The sequence below is a fragment of the Streptococcus sp. HMSC36C04 genome, assembly GCF_001839535.1.
GTDB lineage: Bacteria > Bacillota > Bacilli > Lactobacillales > Streptococcaceae > Streptococcus > Streptococcus hominis.
Genome location: NZ_KV841559.1, coordinates 12,977 through 35,306 on the forward strand (window position 1 = coordinate 12,977; position 22,330 = coordinate 35,306).

25 protein-coding genes and 1 other annotated feature are annotated in these 22,330 nt (G+C 39.2%); of the genes, 5 read left to right on the forward strand and 20 right to left on the reverse strand.

Annotated features, from left to right (window positions below; genetic code table 11):
- Window positions 1–37 precede the first annotated feature (37 nt).
- The 7 genes from HMPREF3249_RS00060 to lepA form a co-directional block, all read right to left on the reverse strand.
- Window positions 38–1,108 carry an ABC transporter substrate-binding protein gene (locus HMPREF3249_RS00060; RefSeq protein WP_059220632.1) on the reverse strand — a complete coding sequence of 357 codons (1,071 nt, stop codon included), beginning with the start codon at window positions 1,106–1,108 and terminating at the stop codon, window positions 38–40.
- Entirely contained in the window at window positions 1,105–1,878 is a 774-nt protein-coding gene (locus HMPREF3249_RS00065) for an ABC transporter permease (RefSeq protein WP_059220631.1), read from the reverse strand. Before HMPREF3249_RS00065 ends, HMPREF3249_RS00060 begins: the two co-directional genes overlap by 4 nt.
- Window positions 1,875–2,681: an ABC transporter permease gene (locus tag HMPREF3249_RS00070; protein WP_003027522.1), complete on the reverse strand. Its 807-nt coding sequence runs from the start codon at window positions 2,679–2,681 to the stop codon at window positions 1,875–1,877. The genes HMPREF3249_RS00065 and HMPREF3249_RS00070 overlap by 4 nt, the downstream gene beginning before the upstream one ends.
- Window positions 2,662–3,819, reverse strand: a complete 1,158-nt coding sequence (locus tag HMPREF3249_RS00075; RefSeq protein WP_059220628.1) for an ABC transporter ATP-binding protein — start codon at window positions 3,817–3,819, stop codon at window positions 2,662–2,664. Before HMPREF3249_RS00075 ends, HMPREF3249_RS00070 begins: the two co-directional genes overlap by 20 nt.
- Before the next feature lie 97 nt (window positions 3,820–3,916).
- Window positions 3,917–4,819: a UDP-N-acetylmuramate dehydrogenase gene (murB, locus tag HMPREF3249_RS00080; protein ID WP_049534296.1), complete on the reverse strand. Its 903-nt coding sequence runs from the start codon at window positions 4,817–4,819 to the stop codon at window positions 3,917–3,919.
- Window positions 4,820–5,013: 194 nt separating this feature from the next.
- Complete coding sequence (locus tag HMPREF3249_RS00085; protein WP_003027527.1) at window positions 5,014–5,658, reverse strand: hypothetical protein; 645 nt, start codon at window positions 5,656–5,658, stop codon at window positions 5,014–5,016.
- 108 nt (window positions 5,659–5,766) lie between these two features.
- The gene (lepA, locus tag HMPREF3249_RS00090; protein WP_049534294.1) at window positions 5,767–7,590 is read right to left on the reverse strand and encodes a translation elongation factor 4; all 1,824 of its coding nucleotides are present in this window, start codon (window positions 7,588–7,590) and stop codon (window positions 5,767–5,769) included.
- A 136-nt stretch (window positions 7,591–7,726) separates the two neighbouring features.
- Here lepA and HMPREF3249_RS00095 point away from each other — a divergent pair, with 136 nt between their 5' ends.
- Window positions 7,727–8,542 (forward strand): Cof-type HAD-IIB family hydrolase, encoded by an 816-nt coding sequence (locus HMPREF3249_RS00095; protein WP_049534292.1) that lies wholly within the window; start codon window positions 7,727–7,729, stop codon window positions 8,540–8,542.
- A gap of 133 nt (window positions 8,543–8,675) precedes the next feature.
- Window positions 8,676–9,899, forward strand: coding sequence for a peptidase T (gene pepT, locus HMPREF3249_RS00100; RefSeq protein WP_070867435.1), 1,224 nt, complete (start codon window positions 8,676–8,678; stop codon window positions 9,897–9,899).
- Between the two features lie 59 nt (window positions 9,900–9,958).
- On the opposite strand, the gene HMPREF3249_RS00105 is transcribed toward pepT, so the two are convergent.
- Window positions 9,959–10,639 (reverse strand): YoaK family protein, encoded by a 681-nt coding sequence (locus tag HMPREF3249_RS00105; RefSeq protein WP_003027537.1) that lies wholly within the window; start codon window positions 10,637–10,639, stop codon window positions 9,959–9,961.
- A 42-nt stretch (window positions 10,640–10,681) separates the two neighbouring features.
- A complete protein-coding gene (udk, locus tag HMPREF3249_RS00110; protein ID WP_003039926.1) occupies window positions 10,682–11,314 on the reverse strand; it encodes a uridine kinase in 633 nt (210 codons plus the stop codon).
- A gap of 104 nt (window positions 11,315–11,418) precedes the next feature.
- On the opposite strand from udk, the gene HMPREF3249_RS00115 reads away from it, so the two are divergent.
- Both HMPREF3249_RS00115 and HMPREF3249_RS00120 read left to right on the forward strand, forming a co-directional pair.
- Window positions 11,419–12,408 carry a Gfo/Idh/MocA family protein gene (locus tag HMPREF3249_RS00115; protein WP_070867436.1) on the forward strand — a complete coding sequence of 330 codons (990 nt, stop codon included), beginning with the start codon at window positions 11,419–11,421 and terminating at the stop codon, window positions 12,406–12,408.
- Window positions 12,392–13,480 carry a DEAD/DEAH box helicase gene (locus HMPREF3249_RS00120; RefSeq protein ID WP_053090519.1) on the forward strand — a complete coding sequence of 363 codons (1,089 nt, stop codon included), beginning with the start codon at window positions 12,392–12,394 and terminating at the stop codon, window positions 13,478–13,480. The genes HMPREF3249_RS00115 and HMPREF3249_RS00120 overlap by 17 nt, the downstream gene beginning before the upstream one ends.
- A gap of 52 nt (window positions 13,481–13,532) precedes the next feature.
- On the opposite strand, the gene HMPREF3249_RS00125 is transcribed toward HMPREF3249_RS00120, so the two are convergent.
- From HMPREF3249_RS00125 to HMPREF3249_RS00155, 7 genes are all read right to left on the reverse strand, one after another.
- The gene (locus tag HMPREF3249_RS00125) at window positions 13,533–14,897 is read right to left on the reverse strand and encodes a polysaccharide deacetylase family protein (RefSeq protein WP_049534283.1); all 1,365 of its coding nucleotides are present in this window, start codon (window positions 14,895–14,897) and stop codon (window positions 13,533–13,535) included.
- Between the two features lie 101 nt (window positions 14,898–14,998).
- Window positions 14,999–15,385, reverse strand: a complete 387-nt coding sequence (locus HMPREF3249_RS00130; protein ID WP_049534279.1) for a lactoylglutathione lyase — start codon at window positions 15,383–15,385, stop codon at window positions 14,999–15,001.
- Between the two features lie 279 nt (window positions 15,386–15,664).
- Entirely contained in the window at window positions 15,665–16,024 is a 360-nt protein-coding gene (gene rplT / locus HMPREF3249_RS00135; protein ID WP_003027551.1) for a 50S ribosomal protein L20, read from the reverse strand.
- A 46-nt stretch (window positions 16,025–16,070) separates the two neighbouring features.
- Window positions 16,071–16,271, reverse strand: a complete 201-nt coding sequence (gene rpmI / locus HMPREF3249_RS00140; protein WP_003025048.1) for a 50S ribosomal protein L35 — start codon at window positions 16,269–16,271, stop codon at window positions 16,071–16,073.
- Between the two features lie 33 nt (window positions 16,272–16,304).
- Window positions 16,305–16,835 carry a translation initiation factor IF-3 gene (gene infC, locus HMPREF3249_RS00145; RefSeq protein WP_003025051.1) on the reverse strand — a complete coding sequence of 177 codons (531 nt, stop codon included), beginning with the start codon at window positions 16,833–16,835 and terminating at the stop codon, window positions 16,305–16,307.
- Between the two features lie 15 nt (window positions 16,836–16,850).
- Window positions 16,851–16,980, reverse strand: a sequence feature (ribosomal protein L20 leader region).
- Window positions 16,981–17,006: 26 nt separating this feature from the next.
- Window positions 17,007–17,684, reverse strand: coding sequence for a (d)CMP kinase (gene cmk / locus HMPREF3249_RS00150; RefSeq protein ID WP_059220624.1), 678 nt, complete (start codon window positions 17,682–17,684; stop codon window positions 17,007–17,009).
- A gap of 9 nt (window positions 17,685–17,693) precedes the next feature.
- Entirely contained in the window at window positions 17,694–18,143 is a 450-nt protein-coding gene (locus tag HMPREF3249_RS00155) for an SAG1386/EF1546 family surface-associated protein (protein WP_049534225.1), read from the reverse strand.
- A 45-nt stretch (window positions 18,144–18,188) separates the two neighbouring features.
- Here HMPREF3249_RS00155 and HMPREF3249_RS00160 point away from each other — a divergent pair, with 45 nt between their 5' ends.
- Window positions 18,189–18,386: a ferredoxin gene (locus HMPREF3249_RS00160; protein ID WP_003040052.1), complete on the forward strand. Its 198-nt coding sequence runs from the start codon at window positions 18,189–18,191 to the stop codon at window positions 18,384–18,386.
- On the opposite strand, the gene HMPREF3249_RS00165 is transcribed toward HMPREF3249_RS00160, so the two are convergent.
- The 4 genes from HMPREF3249_RS00165 to glmM all read right to left on the reverse strand — a co-directional run bounded on the left by HMPREF3249_RS00165 (window position 18,373) and on the right by glmM (window position 22,310).
- Window positions 18,373–18,867: an EbsA family protein gene (locus HMPREF3249_RS00165; protein WP_022525091.1), complete on the reverse strand. Its 495-nt coding sequence runs from the start codon at window positions 18,865–18,867 to the stop codon at window positions 18,373–18,375. The genes HMPREF3249_RS00160 and HMPREF3249_RS00165 overlap by 14 nt on opposite strands.
- A 215-nt stretch (window positions 18,868–19,082) precedes the next feature.
- Window positions 19,083–20,195, reverse strand: coding sequence for a glycerate kinase (locus HMPREF3249_RS00170; protein WP_059220622.1), 1,113 nt, complete (start codon window positions 20,193–20,195; stop codon window positions 19,083–19,085).
- Between the two features lie 3 nt (window positions 20,196–20,198).
- A complete protein-coding gene (gene serB / locus HMPREF3249_RS00175; protein ID WP_059221315.1) occupies window positions 20,199–20,849 on the reverse strand; it encodes a phosphoserine phosphatase SerB in 651 nt (216 codons plus the stop codon).
- 108 nt (window positions 20,850–20,957) lie between these two features.
- The gene (gene glmM, locus HMPREF3249_RS00180; RefSeq protein ID WP_049534219.1) at window positions 20,958–22,310 is read right to left on the reverse strand and encodes a phosphoglucosamine mutase; all 1,353 of its coding nucleotides are present in this window, start codon (window positions 22,308–22,310) and stop codon (window positions 20,958–20,960) included.
- Between the last annotated feature and the right edge of the window lie 20 nt (window positions 22,311–22,330).

Genomic DNA, 22,330 nt, shown 5'->3' on the forward strand with positions numbered 1-22,330 from the left:
TAAAGTTTACGAAGTTCGAAACAATTTTCACGGAGCATTATTTCCGATACATTTTCACTTGAAGATACAAGTCATTATAAATTCCTAGCCATTTTGAGCCGAGCTGTTGATAGACTTCTAAGTGCTTCATTGTTTCTTCATCTGGGTAAAAAGCTTTGTCCTCTTGGATTTCTTTTGGCAGCATCGCCTTAGCAGGCATGTTAGGCGTTGAGTAGCCAACATACAAAGCATTTTTATAGGCATTTTCAGGTCTTAACATAAAGTTAATAAATTGATAAGCAGCTTTTTTATTTTTGACCGTTTTAGGAATGACAATATTGTCAAACCAAAGATTGCTAGCTTCTGTTGGGACAACGTAGCGAAGTTTGTCATTCTTTTCCAACATTTGCCGTGCTTCTCCTGAAAAACTAACGCCAATCGCTGCATTGTTTTGAATCATATAGCCTTTCATCTCGTCTGCTACAATGGCTTTGATATTCGGCGTTAATGTATAAAGCTTATCAACTGCTTCTTGTAATTGCTTAGTATTTTTAGAATTGAGGCTATAACCTAAAGCATTTAGCCCGACACCCATTACCTCGCGAGCTCCATCAATCATCATAATAGAGTTTTTATATTCAGGTCGCCACAGGTCACTCCAATGCTTAGGTGCTGTTTTAACTAATTCTGTGTTGTAGACAATGCCTAGCGTTCCCCAAAAGTAAGGAATAGAGTATTGATTTTGGGGATCAAATGATTGATTTAAAAATCGTTTTCCAATATTTTCTAGCCCTTTAATTTTTGAATGATCCAATTTTTCAAGCAAGTGTTCCGACATCATTTTAGAAATCATGTATTCACTAGGAATTGCAATATCGTAAGTTGTCCCGCCCTGCTTAATCTTAGTGTACATGGATTCGTTGGAATCAAAGGTTTCATATTGGACTTGGACACCGGTTTCTCTGGTGAACTTCATCAGCAACTCTGGATCAATGTAGTCTCCCCAATTGTAGATGACCAATTTGTCACCATTCCCGCTTTTTATCCGACTTTCAATATGATAGCTTACTCCCCAAAGGACAAGGATAATGGCAACAATGCCCATTAAAAATGAATAGAGCTTTTTCATGCTGCATCCTCCTTCTCACGAGAAATAAAGTAATAGCCAATCACCAAAAGAATACTAAACAGAAATACCAAAGCAGAGAGAGCATTGATTTCTAAGGAAATTCCTTGCCGAGCCCGCGAGTAAATCTCAACCGATAAGGTTGAAAAACCATTTCCAGTCACAAAGAAGGTCACTGCAAAATCGTCCAAGGAATAGGTGAACGCCATAAAATACCCTGCAATAATCGCTGGTGTCAAATAGGGCAACATGATTTCTTTTAACATCTGAACTTGGCTTGCTCCTAAATCATAGGCCGCCTTAATCATGTCGTCATTCATCTCTTTTAGCCGTGGCAATATCATCAAAACTACAATAGGAATTGAAAAAGCAATATGACTCGCCAAAACGGATAGAAAACCTAATTGAAATTTGATAGTTGTAAAAAGAATTAAGAAACTTGCCCCAATCATGACATCTGGCGCCACCATGAGGATATTATTAACCGATAAAAAGGCATTTTGGTATTTCTTTTTGGCTTGATAAATATAAATGGCACCAAACGTTCCGATTGCTGTGGCAATCAAAGAAGACAAAAAAGCCAGAAAAAAGGTTTGTGCCAAAATTAGCATCAAGCGAGTATCACTAAACATATTTTGAAAATGCGTCAGACTAAAGCCTGTAAACTTGCTCATATCATCGCCAGCATTAAACGCATAGCCAATCAAATAAAAAATCGGCAAATAAAGAATTAAGAAGACGACTGTTAAATAAATACTAGCAGTTTTTTTCATCGTTCTCCCCTTTCTTTCGTTGCCCACATGATAACGAGCATGGCTACAATCAAGACAACACCAATGGTTGAGCCCATTCCCCAATTTTGTGTAGTCAGAAAATGCTGCTCAATGGCTGTACCTAGCGTAATAACACGATTGCCACCGATCAAACGCGTCAGCATAAAAAGACTGAGACTGGGAATAAAGACAGACTGCACACCACTTCTCACGCCATTCATAGATAAAGGAAAAACGACACGACGGAAGGTTTCCCAACGATTGGCACCAAGGTCATAGCTGGCATTGATCAGATTTTGATCCATATCCTCTAGAACATTAAAAATCGGCAATATCATAAAGGGCAGCTCAATATAGCTGGCTACAAAAATAAAAGAGAAATCTGTAAACAGGATTTGTTGAGCACCTATCCCAATAAAACTTAAAAATTGATTGACAGATCCATTTTGTCCGAAAATCCCAATAAAAGCATAAGCTTTGAGAAGCAGATTGACCCATGTCGGCAAAATAATGAGCATCAACCAAAGCTGTCTATGCTTTAATTGTGTCAACAAAAACGCAGTAGGGTAACTAATTACCAAGGTAACAACTGTGATAATTCCTGCATATAAAACAGAGTTCAAACTCATTTTAAGATAAGTCAGATTTTGCGAAGCGAAGTAAGTTTTATAGTTTTCAAGGGTGAAATGACCTTCGATATTGAAAAACGACTGCCAAACAATCATGGCAACAGGTGCCAATACAAATAATAAAATCCAAAGAATATAAGGAGCAACAAAAAGATTAGAGGTTGTTTTCTTCATCGCGCTCCTCCTCAATGGCATTGATTAAGCCAGCTTCTTGCTCTTCCATTTCCACATATTCTTCAATTCGAGCATCGAACTCTTCCTCTGTTTCATTAAGCCGCATGATATGAATGTCTTCTGGTTCAAAGTCCAGCCCAATCTCTTCTCCGACAATGGCCTTGCGAGTCGAATGAATCATCCACTCATTGCCCAATTCATCATAAGCGATAATCTCATAATGCACGCCACGGAAAAGCTGCGTATCAACCTTAACTTGCAGTTTTCCTTCTTCCGGAAGTGTAATCCGCAAATCTTCTGGACGAATGACCACTTCCACCTGCTCATTAGGACGCATCCCTCCATCCACTGCTTCGAATTGCTTGCCATTGAACTCAACCAGATAGTCTTCAATCATCTTTCCTGGAAGAATATTAGATTCGCCGATAAAGGTCGCTACAAAGTGATTGATAGGTTCGTCATATATATCAACAGGTGTTCCTGACTGAACAATCTCTCCCTCATTCATAACAAAAATCCAGTCGCTCATGGCCAGAGCTTCTTCTTGGTCATGGGTGACAAAAACAAAAGTAATCCCTAGACGCTGCTGCAATTCACGTAATTCATACTGCATGTCTGTTCGCAACTTCAAATCCAGTGCAGATAAAGGCTCGTCCAGCAAAACAACCCGCGGTTCATTGACAATAGCACGCGCAATAGCCACTCGTTGGCGTTGTCCACCGGACAATTTGCGAATAGAGCGTTTCTCAAAACCATCCAAACGCACCATTTTCAGGACTTCTGCAACCCGTCGCTCTATTTCTTGTTTTTCAACTTTACGCAAACGCAACGGAAATGCCACATTTTCAAAAACAGTCATGTGCGGAAAAAGGGCATAGGACTGAAACACCGTATGCACATCACGTTTGTTGGTCGGAATATCGTTGATTCGGACGCCGTCAAGAAAAACATCACCGCTGGACGCATCCAACAAGCCAGCGATGATATTTAGAATGGTTGATTTTCCTGATCCTGATGCACCCAGAAGTGTGTAAAATTTGCCTTCTTCTAGCTCAAAGTTGATGTCCTTTAAGACGACTGTATTATTATCTTCAAAAACCTTTGATACGTTTTTAAATTCAATGATTGGTTTGTTCAATTGCCATAAATTCCTTCTTTTTCATAGATTGACAGATTAAAGTCTTGTCCTGACTGATTTTTTTAGAGAATAATATGAATGTTGCCGCTAGAGACACTCATTTCTCGCCAATAATGCGGACTTCTCTTTCCAAAGTCACACCAGAATGAACTTTCACTGTCTCAATCACATGTGCAATCAAATTTTCATAATCTGCTGCAGTTCCATTATCAACATTGACCATAAAACCTGCATGTTTTGTCGAAACTTCTACCCCACCAATGCGGTACCCTTTTAAATTTGCTTCACTAATCAATTGCCCTGCGAAATGCCCCACCGGACGTTTAAAAACAGAGCCACAAGAAGGATACTCTAAAGGCTGCTTCAATTGACGAAGATGTGTCAATCGTTCCATTTCCTGACGAATCACACGATGCATACCTGGCGCTAGGGCAAACTTGGCAGAGATTACCACATCGCCTGTCTGTTGAACGTAAGAACGGCGATAGCCAAATTTCATGTCTTGAGCACTAATATTTTTTATTTCTCCATCTCGTGTCAGCACCTTACAAGAAAGTAAAATATGCGAAATTTCACCACCATAAGCACCAGCATTCATAAAGACAGCTCCGCCAATACTCCCTGGAATCCCACAGGCAAACTCAAAACCTGTCAGACTGTGATAAAGCGCAACATGGGTCGTCTCAATCAGATTGGCACCTGCTTCTGCTTCAATGGTGTAGCCATCCACTGCAACACCATTTAATTTATCAAACATAATCACAAAACCACGAATACCACCATCACGAACGATGATATTGCTAGCATTTCCTAGTACCATCCAAGGAATCTGCTCCCGATTAGCAAATTTTACCACTCGTGCCAATTCATAACGATTTCGCGGAAAAACCAGATAATCGGCAGCTCCACCTACTTTTGTATAAGTGTATTGTTTCAAAGGTTCATCAAAACGGATATCAATTCCGTTCAATTCTGATTTTAACATTTCTAAAGTTGACATTTTCTCTCTCTCTTAAACAAAACTCAATCTATTATACCAAATTTAGCAAATATTTACGATAAATTGAAGAAAAATATTCTTTCAAAAAAGCCCCAAATAATGACAGAACCCTTTCTTATAGCTTTCCAGACTATTTAAAAAGTGGATTGAAATCGCGATGCTTGTAAAATCACAATTTGAACTCCACTTTACTTTTAAATTTTTGTTTTTTCTTTACTCAAGCTCCATGTATTTTCGATATAATTAATGAACCTTATGAGTGTTGCTCGATCGCCCTCGAATGCAATGAGATAAACTTTCTCGTCTTTTTTGAAAATCCAACTAATCAAGTATTGACCTGATTTCATTATAACATTAACTTGATAAGCTTCGTTACCTGCAACCGTGCTTTTTGAACCCCAAATTTTCTTTACGTCTGCATTGTTTTGCCAATTGTAGTAAATGCGATTAGCAATCGTTTGTGCTGTAAATTCTTCTCCTTCTTTGATGTTGGCTTTTTCTTTCGTATAGGCATTCATGGTCACAATATTATAGGCAGAACCATCTGTATATTGAATACTATCGCCACCATTTACATCAGTAAACTTCACCCACTTTTTAGGAATATCAATATAACCGTAATCATCCGAACCAACACGTTGCATTTCTTCCATCTTCACATCTTTTTTCGTAGCATTTGATGAACTTGAGCTACTGCTTTCTTTTGCAGAGACTCTACTTAACGAAGATGACTGTTGTGATGATTTTGGTTTATTCCCTCCGCTTGAACTACATGCTTCTAGTATAAAGATAAGGAGTACCACTAAAAATAAAATCAGCCAGCTCTTTTTCTTCTTCATAACCAATCCCTCCTATCTTTTTATTTTAGCATATTTATTTAGAGTTCACAATTATTTCACGACACAAGAAAAGAGAGCATTCCACTCTCTTTATAACTTTTGTACATATCACTCATCATCCATGCTGAGGACGCTGAGGAACGCTTCTTGTGGCACTTCAACAGATCCGATGGCCTTCATCCGCTTCTTACCAGCCTTTTGTTTTTCCAAGAGCTTACGTTTACGGGAAACATCTCCACCATAACATTTGGCAAGTACATTTTTCCGTAGAGCTTTGATGTCTGTCCGTGCCACAATTTTCTGACCAATTGCTGCCTGAATCGGCACTTCAAATTGCTGACGCGGAATAATTTTCTTTAATTTTTCAACAATCAATTTTCCGCGTTCATAGGCAAATTCCTTGTGAACAATGAAGCTAAGAGCATCTACTTTGTCACCATTAAGGAGAATATCCATTTTAACGAGACTCGACTTGCGGTATTCTGAGATTTCATAGTCAAAGCTAGCATAACCACGAGTTGAGGATTTTAGTTTGTCAAAGAAATCAAAGACAATTTCTGCCAACGGAATTTGATAGATGACATTGACCCGATTTTCATCGATATAGTCCATAGTCACAAAGTCACCGCGTTTACGCTGAGCCAATTCCATGACTGCTCCGACAAATTCCTGCGGCACCATAATCTGTGCTTTGACATAAGGCTCTTCAATGGAATCAATCTTGGTCGGTTCTGGAAATTCGCTCGGATTGGAAACATCAAGGGATTCGCCGTCTGTCATATTAACCTTGTAGATAACCGACGGTGCCGTCATAATCAAGTCAATATTAAACTCTCTCTCCAAACGTTCCTGAATCACATCCATGTGGAGCAAACCGAGGAAACCACAACGGAAGCCAAAACCTAAAGCTTGAGAAGTTTCGGGTTCAAATTGAAGACTAGCATCATTAAGCTGAAGTTTTTCCAAAGCTTCCCGCAAATCATTATATTTATTGGACTCAATCGGATAAAGTCCAGCAAAAACCATCGGGTTCATCTGCTTGTAGCCATGAAGTGGTTCATCTGCTGGATTGTCCGCTAAGGTCACCGTATCTCCGACCCGAGTATCCTGCACCGTCTTGATAGAGGCTGCGATATAGCCAACATCTCCTGTTGCAAGAAAATCTCGTCCAACAGCTTTTGGAGTAAAAATACCCACTTCAGTTACATCAAAAGTCTTGCCATTACTCATGAGCTGAATGGTATCACCTGGCTTCACAACTCCGTCCATCACGCGCACTTGCAGAATAACTCCACGATAAGCATCATAAACCGAGTCAAAAATAAGGGCTTTGAGTGGTGCAGTCACATCTCCTGTCGGCGCAGGAACTTTCTCCACGATTTGCTCTAGAATCTCTTCAATCCCGATACCAGCTTTAGCCGAAGCCAACACAGCTTCGCTTGCATCCAAACCAATGACATCTTCAATCTCTGTTCGAACTCGCTCTGGATCAGCAGCTGGAAGGTCAATTTTATTGATAACTGGTAAGATTTCCAAATCATTATCTAAGGCAAGATAAACATTGGCTAAAGTTTGTGCTTCAATACCTTGTGCTGCATCGACCACCAGAATAGCCCCTTCACAGGCTGCCAACGATCGCGATACTTCATAAGTAAAGTCCACATGCCCTGGTGTATCAATCAAATGAAAAATATAAGTTTCACCGTTCTTAGCTCTATAATTGAGTTCAATCGCATTGAGCTTAATAGTAATGCCCCGCTCCCTTTCCAAATCCATACTATCTAAAAGTTGAGCTTGCATTTCCCGGCTGGATACAGTATCCGTCGCTTCCAAAATTCGATCTGCCAAGGTTGACTTACCGTGGTCAATGTGAGCAATGATGGAGAAATTCCGAATCCGCTCCTGCCGTTTTTTTAATTCATCTAAGTTCATTTTTCTCATCCTTTTCGGGTATTCTATTTATTATAACATAAGGCAGGTGACTTTTACCAGTCTTGAAAAAGCGTTCCATATCCCGTTTCATTTGTGCTATAATAAAAGCAAATACATTTACAGAAATGAGGGTGCTATGATTAAATTAATCGCATTAGATATGGATGGCACACTTTTAAATAGCCAAAAAGAAATTCCCCAAGCACATATTGATGCTATTCATGAGGCAGTTGAAAACGGAGTAAAGCTCGTTCTTTGTACAGGTCGTCCCTTGGTCGGAGTGAAACCTTACTATGAACAATTAGGGTTGAGCGGAGAAAACGAATATGTCATCATTAACAACGGCTGCTCTACTCATCAAACGAAAGATTGGAATCTTGTTGCTTGGAAAGAACTGAGTGTGAAAGACATTCTTTATCTAGATAACATTGCCAAGCAAACTCCCGCCCAATTGACTCTTTTTGATGAAGAACGTTATTTAGTGGTAGACGAAAAGCCAAGTGAGCTAGTCACTTATGACGCTAGCCTTGTTTTTACAACCCCCACAGAAATCAGCCTCAAAGAAGCTATCAGCGGCAAGAATATCATGTTCCAAGCTATGTTTCTAGCACAGCCTGATGAATTAGACACCTTTGAAAAGCAATTTGCAAGCCAGATTTGCCAGCATTTCAGCGGCGTTCGTTCCCAACCAGTCATTTACGAAGCTATGCCCAAAGGCACTACTAAAGCGACTGCTCTTAGGGAATTAGCTCAACGATTAGATATCAAGCCCCAAGAAATTATGGCAATTGGTGACGCCAATAATGACATCGAAATGCTAGAGTTTGCAGGTCTTGGTGTGGCTATGGGAAATTCCAGTGATTATGTAAAAAAACTCGCTGATTACGTTACAGATAGCAATGATGAAAACGGTGTTGCCACAGCTATTGAAAAACTCATTTTGAGTAACTAATAGGATGAATCATGAGCTTCTTTTCAAGTTCATGATTTTTATTGAAACATATTGTCATTCTTTCACTATTTGTAGATAGCCTTCCCTCCCAAAATATGATACACTAGTTACATCTATGCAAAAAGGAGAACTTATGAACTACCCTACTCTTTTAGAACGTTTTTTGACTTATGTAAAAGTAAATACGCGTTCAGATGAACATTCTACGACGACACCAAGCACACAAAGCCAAGTAGATTTTGCCAATAACATCCTCATTCCTGAAATGAAACGCGTTGGTTTGGAAAATGTATATTATTTACCAAATGGCTACGCTATCGGCACTCTTCCTGCAAATGACCCAAGTCTCACGCGCAAAATTGGTCTCATTTCCCACATGGACACAGCAGATTTCAATGCAGAAGGTGTCAATCCGCAAATCATTAAAAATTATGATGGCGGTGTAATTCCGCTAGGACAATCTGGTTTTAACCTTGACCCTGCTGATTTTGATAGTCTGAAAAAATATAAGGGACAAACCTTGATTACAACTGATGGAACAACCCTTCTCGGCTCTGATGATAAATCAGGTATTGCTGAAATTATGACAGCGATTGAGTATCTGACAACTCATCCTGACATCAAGCACTGCGAAATTCGAGTTGGCTTTGGTCCAGATGAAGAAATCGGTGTTGGAGCTGATAAGTTTGATGCAGTAGATTTCGATGTAGATTTTGCTTATACGATTGACGGTGGACCTCTCGGAGAACTTCAATTTGAAACTTTCTCTGCAGCTAGTGCAGAAATTATTTTCCAAGGACGCAATGTCCACCCAGGCGCTGCCAAAGGACAAATGATTAACGCTCTGCAATTAGCCATTGACTTTCATAATCAATTGCCAGATGGTGCTCGCCCAGAGCTGACAGATGGCTACGAGGGCTTCTATCACCTTATGAATGTAGAAGGAACTGTCGAAGAAGCAAAAGCAAGTTATATCATTCGTGACTTCGACACAGCAACTTTTGAGCAACGCAAAGAACTGATGCGCTCTATTGCCGCTAAAATGAATGCAACGCTTGGCGGTGAACGCGTTCAGCTAGAGCTTAAAGATCAGTACTACAATATGCGCCAAGTCATTGAAAAAGACATGACACCTATCAATATTGCAAAGGCTGTTATGGAAAAATTGGACATCCAGCCAATTATCGAACCTATTCGTGGCGGAACAGACGGCTCAAAGATTTCCTTTATGGGCATTCCTACACCAAATATCTTTGCCGGCGGTGAAAATATGCATGGGCGCTTTGAATATGTCAGTCTGCAAACAATGGAACGCGCTGTTGATACCATTATTGGTATCGTTTCTTACAAAGACTAACATTCCATAACTCTATCAAAAAACTGCAACCCTCATCAAAGCTGAGTTGCAGTTTTAATTTATCTTCTGCGAATGTATTGCACCATTCTAAAAGTTAAAAATGCTAGTAAAATAATAGCTACGAGCCAAATTGTTTTCAACAAATAAAATTGTATCAAATAAGTGGAAACAATCGCTCCTGTCACAAAACTTCCTAATAAAGCAACGAAGAAAATACCTTCCGCTAAGCAAGTTTTTTCTTTTGTCCGCACATAAGTACCAAAAGCAACCATTGTTTTTTTGATATTGCCCGTCATAAAGGAATTATTGTAGACAATACCGTCCACTTCACCAAAAGCTGTTGCCACCATCCCCATACAAAAACCAATCGGTGGAACAATGAAAAGGTTGGACACGGTTACTGGTAGAAATCCTGTAAGCCCACAAACCAAAATCAGTGGAAGAATGCTGGATAAGCGCCATAAAGAATTTTCAAAGTTATTTTTGAAAATAGTTAGCACAAAAATGCCTAGCATAAAAGCCAGCATCGTTGCTAACTTCACTTCTATTTCTCCTGTCTCATGATGAATCAATTCAACTGACAAGAAAACAACGTTTCCTGTTTGGCCCGCAACCAATGTCCCGCCTCTTTCAATAAATGTATAAGCATCAATAAATCCCGCACAAAAAGTCAGCAGACAGGCAAAAAATTTCGATCGCGAATGAAACTCTCTTTTTCTTTTTACACTATTTATCATCATCACCTAAAAAGTCTAGCACTCCCTCACTAGACTTCCTTTCTATTACTCTCTTGCTTCCTGCAAGATTTTTTCAATTTTCGTTGTAATCAAATCAATCGCCACTGTATTAGAAGCTCCTTCTGGAATAATCACATCCGCATAGCGCTTCGTAGGCTCAATAAATTGATGATACATGGGTTTTACCACACCTAAATATTGCTCAATGACACTGTCTAAACTACGTCCACGCTCATCCATATCACGCTTAATCCGACGAATGATTCGAACATCATCATCCGTATCAACAAAAATCTTAATGTCCATTAAATCACGTAAGCGTTTGTCCTCTAAAACCAGAATTCCTTCTACAATAAAGACATCCTGTGGGTCTTGACGATAGGTTTTATCACTGCGTGTATGAGCTGTATAGTCATACGTCGGAATATCTACCGGACGTCCTGCCAATAATTCCTTGATTTGCGCAATCATCAAATCTGTATCAAAAGCAAAAGGATGGTCATAATTGGTCTTAATCCGCTCTTCAAACGTCAAATGTGACTGATCCTTATAATAAGAATCATGCTCAATCATAGAAATCTTTTCATTTGGAAAATTTGACAGAATGGCTCTTGAAACACTCGTCTTACCGCCGCCAGAACCACCAGTAACGCCAATAATAATCGGTCTATTTTGCATTATTCACTCCATTTTTTATCATCTTATCTATTTTACACCAAATCATGATATAATGAAAGAGGTAAATCAAAATAAATGACAAGACAAAAAATAAGGAGAAAACGATGTTAAAACTTGGAACGATTGGAACAGGAGACATTGTTCACCAATTTGTCAAGGCTGCTCATGCTACAAAAGAGTACCAATTGACTACGGTGTATTCACGGACGATACAAGCTGCTCAAGCATTTGCCAGTCATTATGAAAATGTAGATTGCTACACAGATATGGCTGATTTTTTAACTAGTGATATAGACATTATTTATATTGCAAGCCCCAATTCTCTGCATTTTCTACAAGCAAAAGCTGCTATTTTAGCAAGCAAACATGTAATTGTAGAAAAACCTGCTGTCTCACGCCCAGAAGAATGGGCTGAATTGGTAACATTAGCTCAAGAACAGCATGTATACATTTTTGAAGCAGCTCGTAACTATCATGAGCAATCATTTGATGTCATTTCAGATTTTCTCAAAAACAAAACGATTCTTGGGGCACATTTCACCTATGCGAAGTATTCTTCCAAAATGCCAGCTCTGTTAGCTGGACAAGAGCCAAACGTCTTTTCTGCTAAGTTTTCAGGCGGTGCTCTAATGGACTTAGGCATTTATCCTGTCTATGCAGCCATACGACTTTTTGGATCACCAGAAAATGCTTATTACACCGCTCAGCAGTTACCAAATACCGTTGATCTAAATGGAATAGGAAGTTTAATCTATCCAGAATTTCAAGTGACTATCCAAACCGGAAAAAATATCAATAGCTTTTTCCCTGCTGAAATTTACACAACAGACGGTACGCTAACCTTAAATTCAATCGAATTCATCACTTCTGCTGTTTTCCAAAATCTAAACAAGGAGAAAACAACTCTTGAAATCACACGCTCTTCTCACACCATGGCTGAAGAAGCCAAACAATTCGCTAAAGTATTGAGCGGTGAGATAAAACAAGAAATTTACCAAAACTGGCTAGACGCTGCTGCCGCCGTGCATAAAGCTCTGTTTAGTATGCGACAAGATGCTGGTATTAGATTTGAGGCTGATGATGATAACAACTAAATTTCCCCAAAGTTGGCAAGACCAACTCACCAAACTTGGCTTCGAGCATTTAACTCCCATTCAAGACCAACTCTTTTCTCCCATTACGGAAGGAGAGAATCTCCTTGGGATAAGCCCTACCGGAACTGGAAAAACACTTGCCTACCTTTTCCCAACTCTTCTAAAACTAAAACCTAAGAAATCCCAGCAATTACTTATCTTAGCTCCCAACACTGAGTTAGCTGGACAGATTTTTGACGTTACTAAAACGTGGGCTGAACTACTTGACTTAACAGCTCAACTCTTTCTATCTGGTTCCAGTCAAAAACGACAAATTGAACGATTAAAAAAAGGTCCTGAAATTCTCATTGGTACGCCAGGACGCATTTTTGAACTCATCAAACTAAGAAAAATCAAAATGATGAATGTTGATACAATCATTCTGGATGAATTTGATCAACTGCTTAGCGATTCGCAATATCATTTCGTTCAGCAGATCCTGCACTATGTACCACGTGAACATCAATTGATTTACATGAGTGCGACTGCTAAGTTTGACCAAGACAAGCTTGCTGAAAATACTCTGCTCATCAAACTAGAAGAGCAACAGCTTGACAATATTCAACATTTTTATATGCAGGTCAAACAGCGCGACAAAGTTGAATACTTGCGAAAGCTGGCTCAAGTCTCAGAATTTCGCGCCCTTGTATTTTTCAATGCCCTCTCAGACTTAGGAAGTGCTGAAGAAAAGTTGCAATATCGTCATATTCAAGCTGTGTCCTTAGCTAGTGATGTCAACATTAAATTCCGTAAGATTATCTTGGAGCAATTTAAAAACGATGAACTCACACTCTTACTTGCTACCGACTTGGTAGCTAGAGGAATTGACATTGATTCTCTCGAATGCGTCATCAACTATGACCTGCCTCGCGATCTTGAAACCTATACTCACCGCGCTGGACGAACCGGCCGTATGGGCAAAGAAGGCTATGTCATTACATTCGTCAGCCACCCAGAAGAATTAAAAACGCTTAAAAAATATGCTCACGTTCAAGAAATTATCTTAAAAGATCGTGAACTCTATGTGAAATAAAAAGAGTATAGAAAAAGGATAGGAAATAACCATTTCTATCCTTTTTTTCTATCTAATTTGCACCGTAATACAGCTGATGTCCTTCTAATCGATGATTCAGAAGTTCACTAACTGTAACCAAAGTGTACCCATTCTTTTGCAAATATTCAATCACACTCGGCAAGGCATTAATGGTTGTTTGATGAATGTCATGCATTAAAATGATTGATCCTGGACAAGTCTGCTTTTTCACTTGCTCCATGATAGACCCAGTATTGCGATTTTTCCAATCCAAGCTATCCACATTCCACATGATGAAAGACATATCAACAGCATTTCGAATTGTATCGTTGATAGCTCCATAGGGCGGACGCATCATTTTTGGACTCTCTCCGATAACAGCCCGCAGTGCTGCTTGTGTATCCTCAATCTGTTTTTTAGCTTGTTCAAGAGAAAGAGTTGGTAACTGCGGATGACTCCAACTATGATTGCCAATTTCATGCCCCTCATCATGAACACGTTTGACAAGTTGCTCATTTTCAGCTACATTTTTCCCCAACATGAAAAAAGTTCCTTTGACATGGTATTTGGCTAAAATATCCAAAGCCTGCGATGTCGTTGCTGCATTGGGACCATCGTCAAACGTCAAAGCTACTAATTTTTGCTGTTTTTTAGCTTGATAGGACTGATAAGCTGCCAAATCCTCTCCCTTTAAATAATGCTCATCAATTACCTCATATAAGGCTGGTAAGGCGATTTCTACCTTTGAAGCTCGTTCATTGTTTTTATAAAATAGTTTGAGTTTTCCTTTTTCATAACTGAATGTCCATTGGGAGACATCTCTTGTTTGAAATTCTTGTAGAGTCTTCTGTCCTTCTGTTTTATGGAGAGTAGTGATTTGCTGCTGAATTTCTTCTAGCAATAACTTTTTGGCTTGCTCAGTATTTTTAAAAAGTCGATTTAAGCTAAACAATTTATTGTCAGACGACATGTAAAGCGAGTCCAAAACCTCTTCTCTAGCCTTTCCAACTTTCGTAGTCAACACTGGATAAGAGATTCGCTTGATTTCAACTTGCTTTACTCCAGAAAAATTTGTCTCTGTAAAATGACTCACATAAAAAATAAGTTTATCGTATTGCGATACTTGACTTTGTTTATCTGAAAATTTCTGAATATCGGCATCGATTTTCTCTTTAATAACACCAATATCTTGCTTACTCTCTGTTAATGGATAGTAAGACGTAATGAGCCGACTTCCTACACGTCCTGTTTGCTTTCGTACTGAACCCTGATGATATTTTGTATCTGCCCTTTTCAGAACTTGTGAAATTTGTTGATTTAATTTTCTTTCTTGCAGTAATTTTCTAATCCGAAAACTCCCAAAAATAATAATCATTAAAAAAGCGACATTTAGGACAATGAGAAGTATTTTTTTCACTACACTACCTTTCTACCTCGTCTCTTTCGTTTAAAAAAGACTTTACCTACTAAAAAAGGCTAAAATAGTTTCAAGCCTTTCATTTTCAATTATTTACAAACTTATAAAGTTTTTTCTTGAATCACTTCAACTTTATAACCATCCGGATCCTTAATAAAGTAATAATTCGGCTTTGTTCCAGGAAGTCCATTTGGCTGTGTAACCTCATATCCTTTAGCAGTGTGTTCAGCGTGAAGCTGTAGCAAATCAGCCGTACTCAAAGCTACATGAGAAAATCCATCGCCAATCACATAAGGTCCGTGTCCATAATTATAAGTCAATTCTAACTCATACTCATCACCTTCAAGCCCCAAATAAACAATTGTAAATTGATGTTCTGGGAAGTCCTTGCGCCGTAATTCTTTAAATCCAAATGCATCTGCATAAAATGCAATAGATTTTTCTAGATTTTCCACTCGCAAGCACGTATGCAACATTTTCGAAACCATAACATCCTCCTTTGCTTTTTTCCATTATATCCTAAATCACGAATTTTCTCCAGCTTCAGCTATGAAGAAAAAATAAGGAGTGGGATCGAACTAAACAAAAATTTAGTCCCATCCCGCTCCTATAAAGTTGCTGAGTTAAAAAACAAATAGCCCTGAGATTTGTTTCGCACATTCTATCTTGCAATCTCAAGGCTCTCCTTTGAACAATCAATCATTGCGTCGTTGATCTATGACACAGTATAATTTAAGGCTGGAAACATTCTCCCAGCCTATTTTTCATTATTTACCTAATTTTGCTTTAGCTGCATCTGCAAGAGCTGTGAAAGCTGCTACATCGTTGACAGCTAGGTCCGCAAGCATTTTACGATTGACTTCAATTTCAGCCAATTTCAAACCATGCATCAATTGTGAATATGACAAACCATTCATACGAGCTGCCGCATTGATACGTGTAATCCACAATTTGCGGAAATCACGTTTCTTTTGACGACGGTCACGGTATGCATAGTAGTAAGAATTCATTACTTGTTCTTTTGCTGTACGGAACAAGATATGTTTTGCACCATAGTAACCTTTAGCTAATTTTAAAATACGTTTACGACGTTTGCGTGATACAACGCCACCTTTAACACGTGCCATTTATATTTCCTCCAATATTTCCTAGAATAATCTGCTACAAAATCTCTTATTTAAGACCTGTCAGCATTGCTTTGATACGTTTGAAATCTCCTGAATGCACCATTGCTGCTTTACGAAGATGACGACGTTGTTTTTTTGTTTTTCCGTGGAAACGGTGAGAAGTGTAAGCACGGAAACGTTTCAAGCCACCAGAACCTGTACGTTTGAAACGTTTAGCTGATGCGCGGTGTGTTTTTTGTTTTGGCATGATATTTTTCTCCTTTTTCTAACTTCTGACAGATTACTTTTTGTCAGGGATTGGTGCTAATTGCATGAACATTTGACGTCCATCCATTTTAGCTCTCTGCTCAATAATCGCAATGTCTTGCGTTGCTTGAGCAAAGTCGGCTAATACTTTAGCTCCGATTTCTTTGTGAGTAATCATCCGCCCTTTAAAGCGAATAGAAACCTTCACTTTATTTCCTTTTTCAAGGAACTTGCGTGCGTTGCGAAGTTTTGTATCAAAGTCACCTTTATCAATCGTTGGACTGAGACGAACTTCTTTCACAGTAACAACACTTTGTTTTTTGCGCTGTTCTTTTTGTTTTTTCTGATACTCAAATTTGAACTTTCCGTAGTCCATAATTTTCGCAACAGGTGGTTTAGCTTGTGGTTGAATTAGAACAAGGTCTACATTTGCATCGTCGGCAATTGCTTGCGCTTCGCTAAGTGGTTTAATGCCTAATTGTTCACCATCAAGACCGATCAAACGAACTTCACGCACACGAATTTCATCATTGATGAATAAGTCTTGTTTTGCTATGGTTTTCACCTCTTTTTTATTTTTAGAGAAAAACAAGAGCAGACTTGCTAACGCAAGCCCGCACTACATGATAGTATTTCATTTCTGAAACTTAATCCGTAGAGCCAGACAACGTTAGTCGCAAGGCGAGAAGTTCTCACTTCTGCTTTTCTCAACTTTTATATAATACCAAGTTTTGGATTATTTGTCAAGGATTTTTTTAGCTTTTTCTTCGATAAAAGCCACAACTTCATCAATTCCAACACCCGTTGTATCAAAATGAATGGCGTCGGCTGCTGGTTTTAAAGGAGAAACCGCTCGGTGACTGTCTTTATAGTCCCGCTCTGCAATTTCTTTTTTCAGAGTTTCTAAGTTCGTCGGAATGCCTTTTTCACGATTTTCTTTATAACGGCGCTCAGCTCTTTCCTCAACTGAGGCTACGAGGAAAATTTTTAATTCTGCATGAGGCAATACAACCGTTCCAATATCACGGCCGTCCATAACGATACCGCCTTGAGCAGCAATTTCTCGCTGTAAATCAACCAACTTTTCTCGTACTTCTGGAATTGCAGACACCCAAGAGACATTGTTGGTCACTTCGTTTTCACGAATCGGATGCGTCACATCTACATCTCCGACAAAAACAAGCTGCTCCCCATTTTTATCACGCCCAAAACTAACTGGATAAGTGTCTAATAATGCGACAATTTCAGACCACTTTTCTGCCGATAAATCATTCTTTAAAGCTAAGTAAGTCGCCGCACGATACATAGCGCCTGTATCCAAGTAAGTGTAGTCGAAATCTTTCGCAATAATCTTGGCAACTGTTGACTTTCCGCTTGAAGCTGGACCATCAATGGCGATTTGAATTTGTTTCATTCTATACTCCTATCGAATTTTCACCACATCACCCGGATTGGCATACCAAGCACCTGTCGTCATGTGAGAAGGATTTAAACGCTCCAATTCAGCAATCGAAATCCCTGCACGCGCAGCAATAGCCGCCTCACCTTCTCCAGCTTGAACAGTAAGCGTTCCTTCAGATGATTGGGGTTGACTGCTATCACTTGTTGCCTTAGAAGACTCTGGAACGCTAGAACTTTCACTTGGTTTGCTGGTAGCCTTAGTATTATAAAAGCCCTCTGTTGCTGCTTTTTTGCTGCTTCCGCCAGTTGATAAATAAATCATCATACCTACAATTGTAATCACCATGATGAAAAAAATAACCGCTAAAATTGTCAACACACGATTGGCCACTACATCGCTCGTTTTTTTACTTCTCGTCAATTCTTTTTCTCCCTCGTCGTAAATATCTTCTTCCCATGGTTCCTTTGCCATGACTTCCTCCTTGTATTTTTTCCAAATTCCGATTACAATATGAATATGAAAGTTACACTCATTCCTGAACGGTGCATTGCTTGCGGGCTTTGCCAAACTTATTCTAACTTATTTGATTACCACGACAATGGCATTGTCAAATTTTATCAAGATGATGAATTGCTAGAAAAGGAAGTTCCTGAAACAGCTGATGTTATCGAAGCCATCAAAAACTGTCCTACAAAAGCTCTTAAGAAAGAGTAGTTTTTTTAGGATGAGCATAATAGGTTTCAAAATAGTCTACGTGGGTTAAGTTGTCCATTAGTTCAACTTCCCCTTTAAAATGGTCATTCAAAGCCAAAGCATTTACAAAATACTTCTTAGGCCACTTACGCATACAAAACGTACGGCCTTTTTCTTTGCCATCAAATAAAAGAGTAATAGAAGTTTTTGTCACTTCCACTTTACGAATTGTTGAAATTTCAATCTTTGAAGGTGTGAATGGATTTGCCGTAGTAATTCTCAAAATCCCGTCATCGTATATAGTGAAATATCTATGTACGCCAATCCCTAACAAAACCATAAAGAGAAAGAAAGAGAAAAGAACTAAAAACGGAACTTCTGAACTCTCAAATAAAAATGCAAAACCTATAAAAATCGGAATGACCGATAAAGACCAATAAATGATTAGAAGAGAAAGATCTGGCTGCCAATGATAACGCAATTGACCAAAAATCTTTATCATATCTACACCTCCTCTTATATAGTTTATCATAAAAAAAAGAAAAATGGGAGTGAGATTAGACAACAAAAGAAAAAATTAAGGAAGTGAAAGAATACTAGCTCTAATCCCTTATTAAATTAGTCGAAAATGGCAGATGTGATAGAGATAATCGCCTCAACGAAAATGCAAATAGCTCAAATTCCACTTTCTCAAGATTCAGCCGATAGAGTGAAATATTACATTTTCATCTTCAACAAATTTCCAATATTTTGGGCTGTTCGGATGAGACTTTCTTCTGCCTTGGCTAGAGTAATAGCTAGAGGTTCAACTTGAGAAATGATCGGAAAAGCAGCTTGAATATTTTCTACTGGAAAATCAGGTAAGTTATCACTTAAACTACCACAAATAGCAATCACAGGAATATTACTAGGCGTTCTTTTGGCTACTCCAATCGGAGCTTTGCCTGCCAGACTTTGTTGATCCATTCGTCCTTCACCCACGATGACTAAATCAGCTTTTTTGACATGATTATCAAAATCAAGCAAATCAAGACAAGTATCAATTCCTGAAACAATTTTTCCATGTGCAAATGTTACCAGACCAGCTGCCATACCTCCTCCAGCACCTGCACCAGTCAGTGAAAAAATTGCTGGATTAGCCTGTTTATAAAATGTTGCCATTGCCTGATCCACTTGAGAAAATAGCAGAGCGGATAAGCCTTTTTGACCTCCAAAAACGTATGTAGCTCCGTTTTCACCACAGAGAGGATTCATAACATCTGTCAGAATCTGAATATCCAAATTTCCTAAAATTTCAGGAACTTTATCCGCTGAAATGCGAGCCACACGGTCTAAAGACGAACCCTTTGCTTGGAGCAAGTGATTATCCTTATCAAAAAATTTATAGCCCAATCCAGCTGCCATTCCAATTCCACCATCATTGGTAGCCGAACCACCTACGCCAATATAAATTTGCCTCACACCTTCTTTGGCGAGATACAAAATTAACTCTCCTAATCCTCTGGTATCAAGAGTCAAAGGGTTTCTTTTTTCTGACGGGATATTCGCCAACCCAACCAAATCAGCCATTTCAAAGAGAGCTATATCGCCTTTTTGAGCATATTTCATCGTAACCGGCTCGCCGAATGGTCCGGTTACTGTCCTTTCATATTCGGATAATTTCATTGAGGCGGCTAAAGCAGCAACTGTTCCTTCACCACCATCTCCAATGGGTAGCAAGTCAAATGTTGCTTCCGGGAGCGCCTTGGAAAAACCTGCTTTTATAGCCTCTGCAACGCTTTGAGCTGATAAACTTTCTTTAAAAGAGTCCGGTGCAATTAAAATATGCATGACCTAGTCCTCACTTTCTATCTTTTCTAAAAGGCTTACAACTTGATATAAGTCAGCTTGATCGATTTGATAAGGTGCTTGCTCTCTCACAATAGGCTTGGCATTAAAAGCAATCCCAATTCCTGCTGTTAATATCATTGGAAGGTCATTAGCACCATCTCCTACAGCAATGGTTTGAGCAAGAGTCAAGTTGTTTTCCTCTGCCCATTGCTTTAGCATTGCTTTTTTGACTTCTTTTGTGACAATTGTTCCTAAAACTCTGCCGGTTAGCTTACCGTCTTTCACTTCTAAACGATTAGCTTTTACGTAATCTACATTCAATTTCGCGGCTAATTCGTCTACCATCTCATGAAAGCCACCTGATACAACGCCAACCTTGTATCCACGCTGATGCATGTCTTCTATCAACTGTTGAGCTCCTTTTGTAAAATGAATTTGCTTAGAAACTCGTTTAAAAATTGTTTCAGGAAGTCCTTTGAGCAAGGCCACGCGTTCTATCAGAGCTGTCTCAAAATCATATTCCCCTTGCATAGCCCGTTCTGTAATGGCTGCGACTTGCTCACCAACTCCTGCTGCAGCACCTAGCAAATCAATTCCTTCTTCTCTAATCAAGGTACTGTCAACATCCAGTACCAATAGCCCTCTTGTTTTCACATCATCACCCCATATATTGCTTGTATTATATAAAAAATTGATTAACAAAACAAGTTGCAATAGAAAGAAAAAAGCCTCGTTTGCTGTACAAACAAGAGCTTCTTTACTTTATTCAATACCAATTTCAGTACGTACAATATCTGCAATTGTATCAACGTAATAGTCTACTTCTTCGTGGCTTGGTGCTTCTGCCATGACTCGTAAAAGTGGTTCTGTTCCGCTTGGACGAACAAGAATACGACCATTGCCAGCCATTTCCGCTTCCATTTTTTCAATCACCGCTTTAATAGCAGGTACTTCCATAGCCTTGTGCTTCATGCTGTTTTCAACACGGATATTGACCAATTTTTGTGGATAAATCGTTACTTCTGACGCTAATTCAGACAAAGGTTTACCTGTTTCTTTCATCACTTTTGTCAATTGAACGGCTGTTAGCTGACCGTCACCCGTCGTATTATAATCCATGATGATTACGTGACCAGATTGCTCACCGCCCAAATTGTAACCAGATTTGCGCATTTCTTCTACAACATAGCGGTCACCAACAGCTGTAATCACCTTGTTAATGCCTTCACGATCCAAAGCTTTATGGAAACCAAGATTTGACATAACAGTTGTTACAATTGTATTTTGAGCAAGCAAACCTTTTTCAGAGAGGTATTTCCCGATGATATACATAACTTTATCACCATCGACAATCTCACCATTCTCATCAACTGCAATCAAGCGATCGCTATCTCCGTCAAATGCCAGACCAAGTGCTGATCCTGATTCACGGACTGTTTCTTGCAATTTTTCAGGATGTGTAGAGCCAACATTCAAGTTGATATTTAACCCATCTGGATTTTCCCCAATGACTGTTAATCTAGCTCCCAAATCTGCAAATACTTGGCGAGCACTGGTTGAAGCAGCACCATTTGCTGTATCAAGAGCAACTTTCATTCCGTCTAAATCAAGACCAGTAGATACGAGATATTGTTGATATTTGCGCAATCCTTCTGGATAATCCATAAGAGTTCCTAACCCTTCCGCACTTGGACGCGGTAAATCGTCTTCTTTAGCATCAAGTAGAGCTTCAATTTCTAATTCACGTTCATCGTCCAATTTATAGCCATCGCCACCAAAGAATTTAATACCGTTGTCAAGCGCTGGATTGTGGCTAGCTGAAATCATGACACCAGCACTTGCTTTCTCAGATTTCACCAGATAAGCCACACCTGGTGTGGCGATAACCCCAAGCTTGTAAACACGGATTCCAACCGATAAAAGTCCTGCTATTAATGCACTTTCCAGCATTTCTCCTGAAATACGTGTGTCACGTCCTACAAAGACGCGCGGCACATCTTTCTCATGTTGGCTCAATACATAGCCACCAAATCGCCCTAATTTAAACGCTAACTCTGGTGTTAATTCCACATTTGCTTCTCCACGAACTCCGTCCGTTCCGAAATATTTTCCCATTTTTATAAAATCCTTTCGAT